Origin of the sequence: Phaeobacter sp. HF9A, from assembly GCF_011806385.1 — a bacterium.
In the GTDB taxonomy this organism is placed as follows: Bacteria; Pseudomonadota; Alphaproteobacteria; order Rhodobacterales; family Rhodobacteraceae; genus Epibacterium.
Genome location: NZ_JAATOX010000098.1, coordinates 1 through 15,018, shown reverse-complemented (window position 1 = coordinate 15,018; position 15,018 = coordinate 1). Strand labels below are relative to the sequence as shown.

The window sequence follows — 15,018 nt, the reverse complement described above, 5'->3', positions numbered from 1 at the left end:
GGGGGCGTCGGCGGTTGCGCCTTTGGCGGCTGTCTTGTCCGCCCCCGGCTGCGTCTGTTTCGCCTTTTTGCCACTGGTGTTGGGGGGATTGCCGCTGCCGGTGGAGCTGCGGGGCGGGGTGACGCGCAGGGCCACGGCATTCATGAAGCGGCCAGAGTCACCTTGCGCCAGCGCGGCGGCGCCATCGCTGATCCCGCGCAAGAGATCGTCGAGCCAGGCCTGCTCGGATTTGGCGAAATCCCGCAGCACATAGCCGGACACCGCATCCTTGTGCCCCGGATGACCAATGCCGAGACGGATGCGGTCATAGTCGGCGCCGATATGGGCGTGAATGGAGCGCAGCCCATTGTGGCCTGCGTGACCGCCGCCCTGTTTCGCGCGACATTTGCCGGGCGCAAGATCCAGCTCGTCATGGAATACCACCACATCGGCGGGTGTCAGTTTGAAGAAGCGCAGCGCCTCGCCGACGGATTGGCCGGAATTGTTCATAAAAGTCTGCGGTTTCAGCAGGATCACCTTTTCGCTGCCCAGTTTTCCCTCGCTCAGCAGCGCCTGGAATTTCGTCTTCCAGGGGGAAAAGCCGTGGTCAGAGGCGATCTGATCCAGTGCCATGAAGCCGATGTTGTGGCGGTTGCCCGCATATTTTGCGCCCGGATTGCCGAGGCCGACAAGGAGTTTCATAGGGGAGCTCTCCTGGTTCCTGTTGGCGCAGTGATGCCTGTTTTTCTCGTGACAATCCAGTGCAGGCTGCGGCGTTGACCGTGCTCCTGTCTGTTGCCACGGAATATCCCTGTCGTGATGGTGTGGAATGTCAGACCGACAGGGGCTGACAAAAGCAGCGTCAGAGGTGTGAGGAGGGGGCTGAGGAGGAGCGCAGGTCAAGCCACCGGAGCGCCAGTTCGGTTTCTCTGGCCACAAAAAAAGCGGGCTCCGCGATGGGAGCCCGCTTCGAAATCATCAGCCCGGAAGGGCGAGGTCTTATGCCTCTGCCGCTTCGGCTTCTTCGCCTTCGTCCTCTGCGTCGTCAGCAGATTTCAGGCCGGACGGCGCGGAGATGTTTGCGATCACGAAGTCACGGTCGATCGTGGTCTTGGAGCCTGCGGGCAGGGTCACGTCGGAGATGTGGATCACATCGCCGATAGCTTTGCCGGTCAGGTCAACGGTCAGTTTTTCCGGGATGTCACCGGCGGTCACGACCAGTTCGACTTCGGCGCGCACAACGGTCAGAACGCCGCCGCGCTTCAGGCCAACACATTCTTCTTCGTTGATGAACTCAACGGGGATGAAGAGGTTGATCTTCGAGGTGCGACGCAGGCGCATCAGGTCGAAGTGGGTCGGCAGGTCTTTGACAACGTCACGCTGAACGTCGCGGCAGATCACGCGCACGTCTTCGTGGCCTTCAACCTTGAGGTTGAACAGGGTCGATTTAAAGCGACCGGCTTTCAGTTTCTTCAGCAGTTCGTTGAAGGGGATCTGAATCGCCAGCGGATCCACGTCGCCACCAAAAACCACACCAGGAACCATGTTTGCACGGCGTGCAGCGCGAGCGGCGCCCTTGCCTGTCCCCGCACGTTCCTGGCACACGAGATCAGGAATCTCATTCGCCATTTGTATTCTCCATATATAAATCGGGGGTGCCTCCAAGGCTGTCACCCCGCGTGAAGCCGCTCTCATAGACGCAAAGCGCCCTATTGGGAAGCCTAAAACCGGTCTCAGCCCCGGCGTGGCATGAGTTTTCCGCCCGCATCGAGCAATCTTGCGTGCAGCGCATAGTCGGCGGCGCGGGCCTGTTGCAGGCGGGCGCGGGTTTGCGGCTCCAGCTCCGCCGGAGCATGGGGCGAGACGTTGCGCGGCGCAAAGGTGATTCGCTGCTCGAAACGCTCCGACAGGAAGGCGTCGAGCAGCTCCCAGCGTTCATAGGCAAAGAGATGATCAACCAGGATCCGACCGCCCCGGCCGGAGAGAAACTTATAGGGTTGGCCGATCTGGGCGCAGGGGGGCGGGTCGTCCGAGATCACTGCGTTCACATATGCGTCAAAGCTGAGCTGGCCGCTGTATTCCGGCGTGTCGCGCAGCGCGTCGCGCTGGCGATATTTGTACCAGCTGCGGATCTGGTCCTCGGGATCGCGCAGCAGGGCAAACGCCTCAACCTCCAGATCATAGTTTTCGCGCAGGAAGGGGCGAATGCGGCGGTGAAACCGTTGCGCGCTGATGTGCTTTTGCCCCTTGGTGAACTGGATATCCGCATGCGGTCGCAGAGCCTGCTCGATGGCGGTGGTTCCGGTCTTTGGCACGGCAATGAAGGCGAGGGCCTGAGGGGTAAAGATCAGCATATCTTGGCATAGCTTTGCCACAGGCACATGGCCAGAGGCGTGTCGGTACAATCTCCTTGTTGTGGCGCCGGGACCCCTGTGCCAGCGAGAGCTATGGAATTTGTAAATGATCTGAGGGCCAGCCGCGTGCATGGCCGTGCCTTTGCAGTGCAGGGCATGTGTGTCGGCGCCTTTGCGGCCTATGCGCCGCAGCTCAAGGCGCATGCGGGCCTGGGGGATGCTGAATTCGGTCTGGCGCTGCTGGTGGGGGCTATGGGCGCGGTTCTGGCCATGTGGCTGGCGCCGCGCATGGACCGCGTATTGGGGATGCGCGCGATGCAGGTCTGCGCGCTGCTGATGGCAGCGGCCTTTATCTTGCCCGGCGTGGCGATGAATTGGCCTGCGTTTGCAGCGGCGGCGTTTCTGGGGGCCGGGGCATCTGGCCTGCTGGATGTGGTAATGAACAGTCGCCTGAGTGCGCTGGAGGCGCGCAGCGGACGGTCTTTGATGAACCTCAACCATGGGCTGTTTTCGCTGGCTTATGCGGTCTCTGCCCTTGGTGCGGGCGTTTTGCGCGAGGCGGGCGTTGGTCCGGTGGCCTGTTTTGCCGGTCTGGTCGGGCTGACAGGGCTGCTTGCGCTGGGAATGCGCGACCCCACGCCGCCCCTCGCCGAGCCGGAGGGGGACGCGCCGCCCGCCGCGGTGCCCGTGGCGATGATCGGTCTGGCCGGGGGCATCGTGTTGATCGCCTTTACCGCCGAACAGGCGACCGAGAACTGGTCAGCGCTGCATCTGGAGCGCGCCTTTGGCGCCAGCGCGGCGGCGGGCGCTCTGGGGCCGGCGATCCTGGGGTTGACCATGGCCTTTGGGCGGTTGTGCGGGCAATTGCTGATCCAGCGCGTTGCCGAGGGCTGGCTGATGCAGATCGCGGCCATATTGGCGGCCTTTGGTCTGGCTCTGGCGGCGCTGGCACCGGTGCAGGGGCTGGCCTATGCTGGCTTTGCGATCCTCGGCCTGGGGGTTTCGGTGATCGGGCCGACCGCGCTGGCCTGGGTCGGCAAGACCCTGCCAGATGCGATGCGGCCTGCGGCGATTTCGCGGATGGTGATGATCGGCTATTGCGGTTTTTTTGTGGGCCCGCCGGTGATCGGCGTCTTGGCCGAGGCCTTTGGGCTGCGGGCTGCGCTGACGGTCATGGCGGGCGCGGTGCTGCTGATTGCACTGGTTCTGGTGCCCGCCCTGCGCGCAACTGCCCGCCGGGGCAGGGCGCTGGCCTGAGGGGTGTCCTGGCCTGAGCGCGACGGAACAGGCCAGAGATGGGCAATGCCTCAGGCCCAGCGGCCGGTGAAATCTTCGGGCACCAGCAGGTTGTGGCGACCTAAGTTCTGCACGGATTTCTCGCCACAGAGCGCCATGGACGTATCCAGTTCCTTGTGGATCACCTCCAGCGCCTTGGTGACGCCCTGCTGTCCCATGGCCCCCAGACCATAGACAAAGGCGCGGCCGATCATGGTGCCGGTGGCCCCCAGCGCCAGTGCCTTCAGCACGTCCTGACCAGAGCGGATACCGCTGTCCAGATGCACTTCGATCTGATCGCCCACCGCATCCATGATGCGCGGCAACATGCGAATCGAGGACAGGGCCCCATCGAGCTGGCGCCCGCCGTGGTTTGACACGACAATGGCATCCGCGCCGACGTTCAGCGCCATCTTGGCGTCCTCGGCATCGAGAATCCCCTTGAGGATCACCTTGCCGCCCCACATCTCCTTGAGCTTCTTGATCTTGTCCCAATCCAGCGAGGGGTCGAATTGCTCTGCGGTCCAGGCCCCGAGGGAGGACGTGTCGGAGATCCCCTCCACATGGCCGACGATATTGCCAAAATTCCGCCGCTTGGCGCCCAGCATGCCGATCCCCCAGCTCCATTTTGTCATCAGGTTGGCGATGGTCTTGGGGGTGAGCTTTGGCGGGGCGGAGAGGCCGTTTTTCAGATCCTTGTGGCGCTGGCCGAGGATTTGCAGATCCAGCGTGATCACCAGGGCGGAGCATTTCGCGGCCTTGGCGCGCTCGATCAGGCGGCGCACGTAGTCCTCGTCCTTCATCGTATAGAGCTGGAACCAGAAGGGTTTGGTGGTCGCCTCTGCCACCTCTTCGATCGAGTTGATCGACATGGTGGAGAGGGTGAAGGGCACGCCAAAGGCTTCGGCGGCGCGGGCGGCTTTGATCTCGCCATCGGCACATTGCATCCCCGTCAGCCCCACCGGCGCCAGCGCGACCGGCATGGCGACATCCTGGCCGATCATCTGGCTGGCGGTGGAGCGTCCGGCCATGTCCACGGCGACGCGCTGGCGCAGGCGAATTTGATCAAAATCGGTGGAGTTTTCACGAAAGGTTTGCTCGGTCCAGGCGCCGCTCTCTGCGTAGTCATAGAACATCTTTGGCACGCGCCGCGCATGGATGCGCTTCAGATCTTCTATGTTTGTAATGACGGGCATGGCGGATTTCTCCAAACTGACAAACTGGTAATGTTTTCTTACCAATTTTGCAGCGGTTCGGCAATAGGGCCTGTTTACGTATATTCGTAATCTTGCATTTACGAATTTGTGGAAGTTTATTGATGCCGAGAGTCGGAAACATGATGTTTGAAGCGATAACTTGACCGGTATGGAACGTCTGAAGAAATGTCGGACTTCCACCAGCTGACCAATGAGCAGCTTTGAATTTTTGACCCCGCGAGTGAAGCACCCGGGGGGATGTTTGAGATGAGCCTGATGTGTTCCGGGTACACAGACTGTGCAACAGCTGTGACGCGCCCGGGGCATCATCTTCTTGGGGGTAAGCCGCGTGAGTGTTGGAGTGGTGAGTGGACCGGACAGAGATTGCGCAGCGGTGGCTGTTGCGGCGCTGTCAGTGTACCCGGCGCGGGACAAGGTGCCCGTATGACCTTGCAGCCGGACTCTCCTTTGATCGTTGATGAATGTCCTGAAGGGGCCCCCTGTTGGGAGCTCCGGGCGGCATTGGCGGAGGAGCGGCGGCTGCGCGAGGAAGTGCAGGCGGCGCTTGATCGCAGGTCGCAATCGCTTCAGCAGGCCAATCGGTCGCTTGTGGCGCTGGCGCGTCAGGTGGACCGCATGGTCAAGGAACGCACCGAGGACCTGGCTCGGGATCGGGCGACCGCGGAGGCAGAGAGCGCGGCCAAGACGCAGTTCCTCGCGACCATGAGCCACGAGATTCGCACGCCGCTGAACGGGGTGCTGGGCATGGCGGCGGCACTGGCGGACACGGCGCTGAACGAGGAACAGGTGCAAATTCTCGATGTGCTGCGTGACAGCGGCCGGCTGCTGCGCAGTATCGTGGACGACATTCTGGACCTCTCCAAGATCGAAGACGGCAAGCTGGAGCTGGAATATCTGCCGACGGATATAAAGGCGCTCAGCGTTGCTGTTTTCCGTCAGTTTGAACCGCGGGTTCTGGCGCGCGGGCTGAGTTTCCAGCAGAGCTGCGACTGGGATACGCGCGCCAGGGCGAGCTGGCTCGAAATCGACCCGACGCGGGTGCAGCAGGTATTGAGCAATCTGCTCTCCAACGCGGTCAAGTTCACGGAACAGGGGATGATCGAGCTGCGCACCCAAGTGCATCTGGACGAGGCGGCCCAGGAGGATACGCTGCGGGTGGTGATGCAGGTGCGAGATACCGGTGTCGGCCTGAGCGCAATCGAGGTGGAACGCCTGTTTCAGCCCTATATGCAGGCGGATGCCAGCGTGCATCGCAATCACGGCGGCAGCGGGCTGGGTCTCTCGATTGCCCGCCAGATCTGCCAGAGCATGGGCGGAGATTTGACCTGCCAGAGCGTCAAGGGGGAGGGCAGCACCTTCACCGCCAGCTTCCGCGCGCGTGCCGCGGCACCGGCGCAGGCGGAGGCCAACGTCGCGCCCAGGGGCAGCGACTCGATCCTGTCGGATCGGCGCTGGCGGGTGCTGGTGGCAGAAGACAACCGCACCAACCGCATGGTGTTGCACCACATGTTGAAAGACTATGATCTGGATCTGATCTGGGTTCAGAATGGCGAAGAAGCGGTGGACGCCTGTCATCGCATGCGGCCAGATCTGGTGCTGATGGATGTGAATATGCCGGTTTTGGATGGGGTCACCGCCACCGCGCGCATCCGCAGCCGGGAGGCCGAGGAGGGGCGGGTGCCGGTGCCGGTGATTGCGGTGTCGGCAAATGCCCTGTTGCATCAGGTCACCAGCTATCTGGAGCAGGGCATGACCGAACATGTGGCCAAGCCCATCCGCAAGGCCCATTTGTTGCAGGTCATGGCCAGGGCGCTGATGCCCGAAACGTAACAGACCGACCCGTTGCGGGGCCGGTCTGATCCGTTGTTACATCCGAATATTACGCGTGCGACTCAGCCGGCGTGGGCGCCATCGGCCAGGGACTTCACAAAATCCAGCACCTCAGCGGTGGATTTCCCCGCGCCGATTTCGGCCACGATGGCGCTGCCGACCACAGCGCCGTCGGCGATCGAGGCAATGGTTTGCGCCCGCTCCGGGGTCTTGATGCCAAAGCCAACGATGACCGGCAGATCGGTGGAGGCCTTAATCCGCGCGACCTCGGGGCCAACGTCTGCGGCTTCGGCCTCGGCGGCACCGGTGATGCCTGTGATCGAGACGTAGTAGACAAAGCCCGAGGTGTTTTGCAGCACGCGGGGCAGGCGCTTGTCATCGGTGGTCGGGGTGGCGAGGCGGATGAAGTTCAGACCCGCGGCCTGTGCGGGCAGGCAGAGCTCGGCGTCTTCTTCCGGGGGCAGGTCCACCACAATCAGCCCGTCGATCCCCGCGACCTTGGCATCGGCAAGGAATTTATCTACGCCGCGCGAATAGATCGGGTTGTAATAGCCCATCAAGACGATCGGGGTGGTGTCGTCGGTCTTGCGGAAGTCCGCCGCCAATTGCAACGTTTTCTCCAGCGTCATGCCGGCCTCCAGCGCGCGCTGACCGGCGAGCTGGATGGTGGGGCCATCGGCCATCGGATCGGTGAAGGGCAGGCCCAGCTCGATCACATCGACGCCTGCTGCGGGCAGGCCTTTGACCAGCTCCAGCGAGCTGTCGTAATCGGGATCCCCGGCCATCACATAGGTGACAAAGGCTTTTTTGCCCGCGGCAGAAAGCTCTGCGAATTTGGCGTCGATACGAGTGCTGGGGCGGGTCATGGGCGGGCCTTTGTAATCACTGTTGCTGGGTTTGATGTGCCGAATGTTGTCGGTAAAATCAATCCCGACCAGAGGGCAGAGCCCGATATCCGGCATTCCTGTCCCCTTCAGAGGGTGGTTCTGGTGCTTTTGGCGGGCTTTGCTGCTGTTGCCGGGTGCTGCGCGCTTGCGAAAAGGGCCTATTGAGCCTAAGTGCTGGCTCCCAAATGGCATCAGGAGGCCGGTATGGGCTTTAAAATGGGAATCGTGGGTCTGCCGAACGTCGGGAAGTCGACCCTGTTCAATGCGCTGACCAAAACCGCCTCGGCGCAGGCGGCCAACTTTCCGTTCTGCACGATCGAGCCGAACGTCGGCGAGGTCGGCGTGCCCGACGCGCGGCTGGACAAGCTGGCCGAGGTTGCCGGGTCCAAACAGATCATCCCGACGCGGATGACATTTGTGGACATCGCGGGCCTGGTCAAAGGCGCGTCCAAGGGCGAAGGTCTGGGCAACCAGTTCCTGGCCAACATCCGCGAAGTGGACGCCATCGCCCATGTGCTGCGCTGTTTCGAGGATGGCGACGTGACCCACGTCGAGGGGCGCGTCGATCCGGTTGCTGATGCCGAAACCATCGAGACCGAGCTGATGCTCGCGGATCTGGAGAGCATCGAGAAGCGCCGCGCCAATCTGGTGCGCAAGCTCAAGGGCAACGACAAAGAGGCCCAGCAGCAGGACCGCCTGCTGGCCGCCGCGCAGGCCGTGCTGGAAGAGGGCAAGCCCGCCCGTCTGGTCGAAGTGGACGCCGAGGACGAAAAAGCCTGGAGAATGCTTCAGCTCCTGTCCACCAAGCCGGTGCTTTATGTGTGCAACGTCGGCGAGAGCGAAAGCGTCGAGGGCAACGCGCATTCCGCCCGGGTCGCCGAAATGGCCGCCGGGCAGGGCAATTCCCACGTGATCATCTCGGCCCAGATCGAAGAGGAAATCAGCCAGCTCGACGCCGAAGAGGCGCAGATGTTCCTGGAGGAAATGGGCCTGCACGAGGCTGGTCTCGACCGGTTGATCCGCGCGGGCTACGAGCTTCTGCATCTGGAAACCTATTTCACCGTCGGCCCCAAGGAGGCGCGCGCCTGGACCATCCGCTCCGGCACTTCGGCGCCGCAGGCGGCGGGCGTGATCCACGGCGATTTCGAGAAGGGCTTCATCCGCGCCGAGACCATCGCCTATGATGATTTTGTCTCCTGCGGTGGCGAAACCGGCGCAAAAGAGGCCGGCAAGATGCGCGCCGAGGGCAAGGCCTATATCGTCAAGGATGGCGACGTGCTGCATTTCCTGTTCAATACCTGACATCGCCGCCAAACGGCACCTGCATTGAGGCCGCTGCCCGGGGAGCCCCCTCGGTCAGCGGCCTTTTGCCCGGCTCTGCCGCTGACCCGCTGCGCCAAACCCTTTGACGATCTTCTGCGCATTTTCACGCTTGCCCGTCCCGGTGAGCGACGTTAGCGCTATAGGGGAGGGAAGAGGTTTGGTGCTCCGATGAATGTAAAAGCGATCCTGCTGGCCTTGCTGGCCTATGCCATTTTTTCCAGCCACGACGTGGTGGTGAAGTTTGTGGCCTCTGAGGTCTCGGCGTTTCAGATCGTTTTTTTCAGCAGCCTGTTCTCCTTTCCCTTGTTGACGCTGCTGATGGTGCGCGACGCCACGCCGGGCACGCTGCGGCCCAGGCATCCCGGTTGGCTGGCCATAAGGTCGCTGTCGATGTCGGTGATCCCGGTCAGCGCCTTTTATGCCTTCTCCGTGCTGCCGATGGCGCAGACCTACGCGCTGCTGTTTGCCACGCCGCTACTGGTCACCCTGCTGTCGATCCCGATCCTGGGCGAGAAAGTCGGCCTGCCACGCATGGCGGCGGTGCTGATGGGGTTCATCGGGGTCATGGTGGTGCTGCGGCCGGGGGATACCGAACTGGGCCCGGGCCATGCGGCAGCGCTGCTCGCGGCGTTCGGCAATGCGCTGCAATCGGTGATCCTGCGCAAGATCAGCACGGTGGAGCGGCGTGTCGTCCTGATGCTGTTTCCGATGCTGACCACGGTGATCCTGATGGGCTGTACCATGCCTTTTGTCTATGTGCCGCTTGATGGGGTCGAGATCGGCGGGCTGGCCATCATTGCCCTGTTTGGATTTATCGCCACCCTGCTTTTGGTGATTTCCTATACCTACGGCGAGGCCACCACGGTCGCCCCGATGCAATATTCGCAGATCATCTGGGCAGCGATCTTTGGCGTGATATTCTTTGATGAAACGCTGGATGTGATGACATTGATCGGCGCCGGCATCATCATCGCAAGCGGCGTGTTCATTGTCCTGCGCGAAGCCAGGGGCGGGCGGTCGGACAACACACCGGTGTTGCGCACCCGCAGCCGGGTGGTCAGCAGCGGCGGGCTCAACGTGTCGTTTTTCCTAAAACGTAACTCCGGTGAGAATCCCTCCGAATAGGGCTTGCAAATCCCTGACCTCGGGTATAATCCCCACGCCACGGTCGGAGCGTAGCTCAGCCTGGTAGAGCACTGTCTTCGGGAGGCAGGGGCCGGAGGTTCGAATCCTCTCGCTCCGACCAATAAAACAAGGCGCCTTAGGGCGCCTTTGTTGTTTTTACACAGGGCTCTCAAGTTCGTTGAACCTAGGGTTAGTCAAACTCGAGTGCGTCTGCGTCTGCGGCGGCGCGCAAGTGTTCCGGGCTGTATCGCGTATAAACTGAGGCGACTTTGTTACACAAATTGGCTGATGGCCGGATGTCCCCCTTCCCCGGACGGACCCAGCCGCAGCAGGCTTTCGATAAAGCCCGTTCGCCATTGGGCACAGAGAGCTGCGCAGCGGGTCGTTGGGGATGGCTTAGCTGGGCAATAGGCCAGCCTCTTTGAGCGTGGGAAGATAGGTGCGGGAGACTGGGAGTTCGCGCCCATCCGTGGTGATCAACCGTGCGGTCGCGCCGCTGCGCCGGATCGAGGTAATCGCGTCATGGGCGACCCAATGCGACCGATGTATCCGATACCCGGGACCTGCCTCGCGCATGGCGTCGCTGAGCCGCATCAGGAGCATTTCCTGGCCGGCCGTGGTGGTGATATCGACATAGTGATCGCGTACAGAAATCGAGATCAGCGGTGCTCTTTTGTCGAACGGCAGACGATTGAGGAGCGCGGGCGGTGTCGCCTTGGCTGGATGATCTGTCTCTGCTGAGCCGCTCTTTGCGTCGTCGGTTGGCAGCAGGGCAAAGGCAAAGCTCACGACTAGGGAAATCGCGATCGTGTTGAGCGACAGCTCCAGCGCGTAATGGGACCGGGCCGGTGAAAGCCCGAGCACGGCCCAGTTCAAAGAGAGGATCTCCAGGCTTATGGCCGCGCCGATCACCAGTGCAGTGATCCCCGTGGCCAGCCAGAGATTACCGCTCCGGGCGCGCAGCGCGGGCAGCAGAAGATGGGACAGGAGAGTGCCGCTATAAAATGTGAGGATGGCGACACCCAGCCAATACGCGATGCGGGGCAAGATGCGCATTGCCTCCTGGGTGCCAAAAGGGGCGGCCACGCCAAGCGCGATCCCCGCGGCGATGACCCCGATCCAACTGGTACGAGATTGAAAAATATCACGTATTTCACGCTTCGTGAAATGCACTCATATTCCTTTCGCGCAGTTCTGCTGCGGTTTACGCATTTGCTCTGGCCTTGGTGCGCTTGTCTCTTTCAACCCTGTGCTCGGGCCTCGGTTGCGGGGCTCACTTTGATTATCACGGGCACAAGGAAACAGACAATGGCGGCGATTCAAGTGTTTCAGCAGGCTGGCTTTGCGGTGCAAGTCCATGTGGTTGCGGCGATGGTTGCGGTCGGGCTCATCCCGTTTGTGCTGTGGCGGCAGCAACGAGATCGGCGGCACAAGATCCTTGGCTATGTCTGGGTGAGCGCAATGGCCATCACGGCGCTGTCGTCGTTCGGGATTTCCAACTTCGGCTGGATCGGACCGTTCAGCCCCCTGCATGGCTTGGCGGTATTCACGCTCTGGACGCTGGTCACGACGGTCCGGGCCGCGATCCGCAGGGATATTGTCAGCCATCGCGCCGGGCTACGATCATTGGCGACCTTCGGTCTTGGCATTCCGATGGTGCTGAACTTTCTGCCCGGGCGCAGCTTTTCGCGCGCGTTTTTCGCTCAGGCGCCTCTGGTGGGGTTGGCGACAGCTGCGATCGTGGTTGGGGCGGTTTTGCTCTGGCGATGGAGCTTGCAGCGTGCGCAGGAGGGGCGGCTGGCCTGACCCTAGCCGCGGAGGGCAGGGCCAAAGGCCAGCTCGAAACTGCGCTTCAGCGCGACATCGACATCCGGCAGCGTCACCGGCAGGCCCAGATCCACCAGGCTGGTCACGCCATGTTCGGAAATGCCGCAGGGCACGATGCCGTCAAAATGGCTCAGGTCGGGCTCCACGTTGATGGAGATGCCGTGAAAGCTGACCCATTTGCGCAGGCGAATGCCGATCGCGGCGATCTTGTCCTCGGTCAGCGCGCCAGTGGCGGTGCGCGGCTTTTCCGGGCGTTCCACCCAGACCCCGACGCGGCCTTCACGGATGTGGCCGGTGATGTTGAATTCCTCCAGCGCCAGAATCACCCAGCGCTCCAGCTGCTGCACGAAGCGACGCACGTCCTTGCCGCGTGTGTTGAGGTCCAGCATCACATAGACCACCCGCTGGCCGGGGCCGTGATAGGTATACTGACCGCCGCGTTTGCTGCTGTGAACCGGGAAGCGGTCCGGGTCGGTCAGATCCTCGATCCGAGCCGAGGTGCCTGCCGTATAAAGCGGCGGATGCTCCAGCAGCCAGAGGCATTCCTCGGCCTCGCCGCGCGCGATGGCCTCGGCCCGAGCTTCCATAAAGGCAACCGCCTCCTCATAGGGGACCAGGCCTTCGGAAGTGATCCATTCCACCATGTAAACAAATCCCTTATCGGTTTATGCTATTTTGTCAGAGAGACGACTCGCGCAGCCGATAGGCTTTGCGGTATACTATTCACGTTTCCGTCTTTCACATAGTTGCAGTGCGAGGTTCAATTCAATGCAATCCAATTCGTTAAAGGCAGCTTTGGCTGCCGCGATTTTTACAACCTCCGCCGGTGCCGCCGCTGCAGACAACCTTGGGGCGGCCCTCGTGGGTGGTCTGATTGGTGGCGTCATCATGAATGAGGTCAACAAGAACAACCGCACCCGGAGCCGGACCAATCAGGCCCGCCCGCGTCTGCCCTCGACACAAGAGGGGCGGCAGATCCAGACCTCGCTGAACTATTTTGGTTTTGATGCCGGGACGGTCGACGGCCAGCTGGGGCGAAAGTCAAAGACGGCAATCTCTCAGTATCAGGCCTATCTGGGCTATCCCGCGACGGGGCAGTTGAGCGATTATGAGCTGGAGCTGCTGACCTCGTCTTATCAGCGCGCCGTGGCCAGCGGGCCGCTGGCAACCCAGCAGGCGATGGCTCTGCCCGATGGCGTGCGCGGGCTGCTGCGCATGTATCGACAAGAGCGGCTTGTGCTTCAGCAACAGCAGATGCAGCAGGCGCAACAGCAGCAGATGTTGCAATATGCAGGTCAAAACGGGGCCATGCAAGGAGGCTACGCTGGCCAGCAACCGATTGGCGCTGCGCCGCAATATGGGGTGCCAAACGGCGCCGTCGCGGGGGCAAACCCGAACGGGATGATGCAGCAGCAGATGCAGCCGCAGGCCTATGTGCCGCAGCAGGGCCAGCAACAGATGGCCTTTGCGGCGCCGCAGCCCGCGCCGAGCCCTGTGCCGCAACAAACCTACCGCCAGCAGATGGTGACCGGCAACAACGGCACCGCGCAGGGGTTCGCCCAGGCGCCGCAGGGCCAGATGGTCGCTCTGCAACAGCCATCTGCAAGCAGCCAAAGCCAGGCCGGCGTGTTTGCGGCGCCCAATCCGCAGCCCAACGCCTATGTGCCGGTTCGTCGCCGCGCCCTGATCGTCGGGGTGGATAGCTATGATAATCTCGACAACCTGATGAAGGCGCGCAACGATGCGCTGGCTGTGAGCAATACCTTGATGGGGATCGGGTTCGACGTGACCACGCTCTATGATGCGGATCGTCGCGAGATCAACAGCGCCGTATCCACCTTTGCCAATCAAATCCAGCCGGGCGAGGAAGTGGTTTTCTATTTCGCGGGCCACGGCGTCGAGGTGGACGGCCGCAACTACCTGCTGCCCGCCGATGTGCCGGTGGTGAACTATGGTGACGAGAGCTTCCTCACCGGTGAGAGCATCGCCGCCGACCGGGTGCTTGAGGTGTTCCAGCGTCAGGGCGCACGCTCCACTGTGATGATTCTCGATGCCTGCCGCAACAATCCCTTCCCCCACGACGGGCAGCGTTCGGTCGGTGGGACCCGGGGGCTGGTGCGGATGGATCCGCCCGAAGGGTCCTTTATCCTCTATTCCGCAGGGGCAGGCCAGACGGCGCTGGACCGGCTCTCTGACGATGACCAGGATCCGAACTCCGTGTTCACACGAGCGCTTTTGCCCTTGCTGCAAAAGCCTGACATGACCCTGCATACATTGGCAAAAGAGGTCCGCCGCGATGTGCAGACGCTGGCCGCGAAGGTGAACCACGATCAATTCCCGGCGTATTATGATCAGATGTCGGGCGAGTTCCGCCTGACCACAGCCGCTTCCGAGTGAGCAGATCAAGGCCGCTGAAACCGGTTTTTCTCCAGTAGGTTAAGGCGCCCCGGCAGATCCTGTCGGGGCGTTTTTCATGCGCCTGTGCAAAAGATCAAAAAGTTGCGTTTTGCCTCTTCACATCTTGATGGGGCTGGTCTATACGCGCCCTCACCAAGTCACATACAGTGCGGTCGTGGCGGAATTGGTAGACGCGCAGCGTTGAGGTCGCTGTGGGGTAACACCCGTGGAAGTTCGAGTCTTCTCGACCGCACCATTTTTCAGATTACTACTCATAGCACCCTCCAAAGCCTTGAATGGTAAGGTAAAGTCGGGTGTTCTAGCACCCTTGTTTCGGTCATAGATAAGACGGTCTGCAAAGGCCAGTTTCAGCACCAAGCGACGTAGCTTGATGTTGTTAGAAGCCCATAGTTTCCAAGGGTTTGTGATGAAGCGAACCGCGAGTTCTAGTTTTTCTTCATAGCTTCGCTGACCGGGCAACGCTTGCGAGGCTTTTTCGCTCAGCAAAGCCTTCTCATGATCCAAGACAGCAATCTTATTCTCATAGGCTGCGACAACGTTCGGATTTCTGGTTTGCACCAGACGATCCAACAGTGCCTCAATTTGCTTCTCACATGTCTGCAACTTGCGCTTTGCAGAGGATTGAATCGCCTTGGCTTGTTCCAACCGTGCATTCCACGCTTGCTTGAACATGGCGTTGATCAGCGTGATCAACTGTGGGGATGGCTCGGTAATCCCCCCGTTTCTGCGGGGACTTGGTCGTAGAATTTACGCGGCCGTTCTCAGTTTCTGGGCGGGGGTCAT

At 61.5% G+C, this 15,018-nt stretch carries 13 protein-coding genes and 2 tRNA genes; 8 read left to right on the top strand and 7 right to left on the bottom strand.

Translation table 11 applies throughout. From position 1 onward, the window contains the following. The 3 genes from pth to HCZ87_RS15445 all read right to left on the bottom strand — a co-directional run. The coding region (gene pth / locus HCZ87_RS15455; protein WP_167645081.1) for an aminoacyl-tRNA hydrolase at nucleotides 1-681 on the bottom strand (681 nt) is incomplete at its 3' end. 297 nt (nucleotides 682-978) lie between these two features. Then, nucleotides 979-1,608, bottom strand: a complete 630-nt coding sequence (locus HCZ87_RS15450; RefSeq protein WP_167645079.1) for a 50S ribosomal protein L25/general stress protein Ctc — start codon at nucleotides 1,606-1,608, stop codon at nucleotides 979-981. 104 nt (nucleotides 1,609-1,712) lie between these two features. Further along, a complete protein-coding gene (locus HCZ87_RS15445; RefSeq protein ID WP_167645077.1) occupies nucleotides 1,713-2,333 on the bottom strand; it encodes a hypothetical protein in 621 nt (206 codons plus the stop codon). A 93-nt stretch (nucleotides 2,334-2,426) separates the two neighbouring features. On the opposite strand from HCZ87_RS15445, the gene HCZ87_RS15440 reads away from it, so the two are divergent. Next, the gene (locus tag HCZ87_RS15440) at nucleotides 2,427-3,590 is read left to right on the top strand and encodes an MFS transporter (RefSeq protein ID WP_167645075.1); all 1,164 of its coding nucleotides are present in this window, start codon (nucleotides 2,427-2,429) and stop codon (nucleotides 3,588-3,590) included. Nucleotides 3,591-3,640: 50 nt separating this feature from the next. Here HCZ87_RS15440 and HCZ87_RS15435 read toward each other — a convergent pair whose 3' ends face one another. Beyond that, nucleotides 3,641-4,804, bottom strand: a complete 1,164-nt coding sequence (locus HCZ87_RS15435; protein ID WP_167645073.1) for an alpha-hydroxy acid oxidase — start codon at nucleotides 4,802-4,804, stop codon at nucleotides 3,641-3,643. A gap of 444 nt (nucleotides 4,805-5,248) precedes the next feature. Here HCZ87_RS15435 and HCZ87_RS15430 point away from each other — a divergent pair, with 444 nt between their 5' ends. Then, nucleotides 5,249-6,655 carry an ATP-binding protein gene (locus HCZ87_RS15430; RefSeq protein ID WP_167645071.1) on the top strand — a complete coding sequence of 469 codons (1,407 nt, stop codon included), beginning with the start codon at nucleotides 5,249-5,251 and terminating at the stop codon, nucleotides 6,653-6,655. Between the two features lie 62 nt (nucleotides 6,656-6,717). Here HCZ87_RS15430 and trpA read toward each other — a convergent pair whose 3' ends face one another. Then, a complete protein-coding gene (trpA, locus tag HCZ87_RS15425) occupies nucleotides 6,718-7,521 on the bottom strand; it encodes a tryptophan synthase subunit alpha (RefSeq protein ID WP_167645083.1) in 804 nt (267 codons plus the stop codon). Between the two features lie 225 nt (nucleotides 7,522-7,746). Between trpA and ychF the strand changes: the two genes are divergently transcribed. The 3 genes from ychF (at nucleotide 7,747) to HCZ87_RS15410 (ending at nucleotide 10,111) form a co-directional block, all read left to right on the top strand. Continuing rightward, the gene (gene ychF / locus HCZ87_RS15420; protein WP_167645069.1) at nucleotides 7,747-8,844 is read left to right on the top strand and encodes a redox-regulated ATPase YchF; all 1,098 of its coding nucleotides are present in this window, start codon (nucleotides 7,747-7,749) and stop codon (nucleotides 8,842-8,844) included. A 189-nt stretch (nucleotides 8,845-9,033) separates the two neighbouring features. Beyond that, nucleotides 9,034-9,990: a DMT family transporter gene (locus HCZ87_RS15415; RefSeq protein WP_167645067.1), complete on the top strand. Its 957-nt coding sequence runs from the start codon at nucleotides 9,034-9,036 to the stop codon at nucleotides 9,988-9,990. Between the two features lie 44 nt (nucleotides 9,991-10,034). Next, nucleotides 10,035-10,111 (top strand) — tRNA-Pro (locus HCZ87_RS15410). Nucleotides 10,112-10,386: 275 nt separating this feature from the next. Here HCZ87_RS15410 and HCZ87_RS15405 read toward each other — a convergent pair. After that, on the bottom strand, nucleotides 10,387-11,046 hold the full coding sequence (locus tag HCZ87_RS15405; protein WP_167645065.1) for a LytTR family DNA-binding domain-containing protein: 660 nt from the start codon (nucleotides 11,044-11,046) through the stop codon (nucleotides 10,387-10,389). A 252-nt stretch (nucleotides 11,047-11,298) separates the two neighbouring features. On the opposite strand from HCZ87_RS15405, the gene HCZ87_RS15400 reads away from it, so the two are divergent. Further along, nucleotides 11,299-11,796 (top strand): DUF2306 domain-containing protein, encoded by a 498-nt coding sequence (locus HCZ87_RS15400; protein ID WP_167645063.1) that lies wholly within the window; start codon nucleotides 11,299-11,301, stop codon nucleotides 11,794-11,796. A 2-nt stretch (nucleotides 11,797-11,798) separates the two neighbouring features. On the opposite strand, the gene lipB is transcribed toward HCZ87_RS15400, so the two are convergent. Then, nucleotides 11,799-12,461 carry a lipoyl(octanoyl) transferase LipB gene (gene lipB, locus HCZ87_RS15395; RefSeq protein WP_167645061.1) on the bottom strand — a complete coding sequence of 221 codons (663 nt, stop codon included), beginning with the start codon at nucleotides 12,459-12,461 and terminating at the stop codon, nucleotides 11,799-11,801. Nucleotides 12,462-12,678: 217 nt separating this feature from the next. Here lipB and HCZ87_RS15390 point away from each other — a divergent pair, with 217 nt between their 5' ends. Further along, entirely contained in the window at nucleotides 12,679-14,214 is a 1,536-nt protein-coding gene (locus tag HCZ87_RS15390; protein ID WP_368484135.1) for a caspase family protein, read from the top strand. 169 nt (nucleotides 14,215-14,383) lie between these two features. Then, nucleotides 14,384-14,470: transfer RNA gene (locus HCZ87_RS15385), tRNA-Leu, on the top strand. Nucleotides 14,471-15,018: the final 548 nt, after the last annotated feature.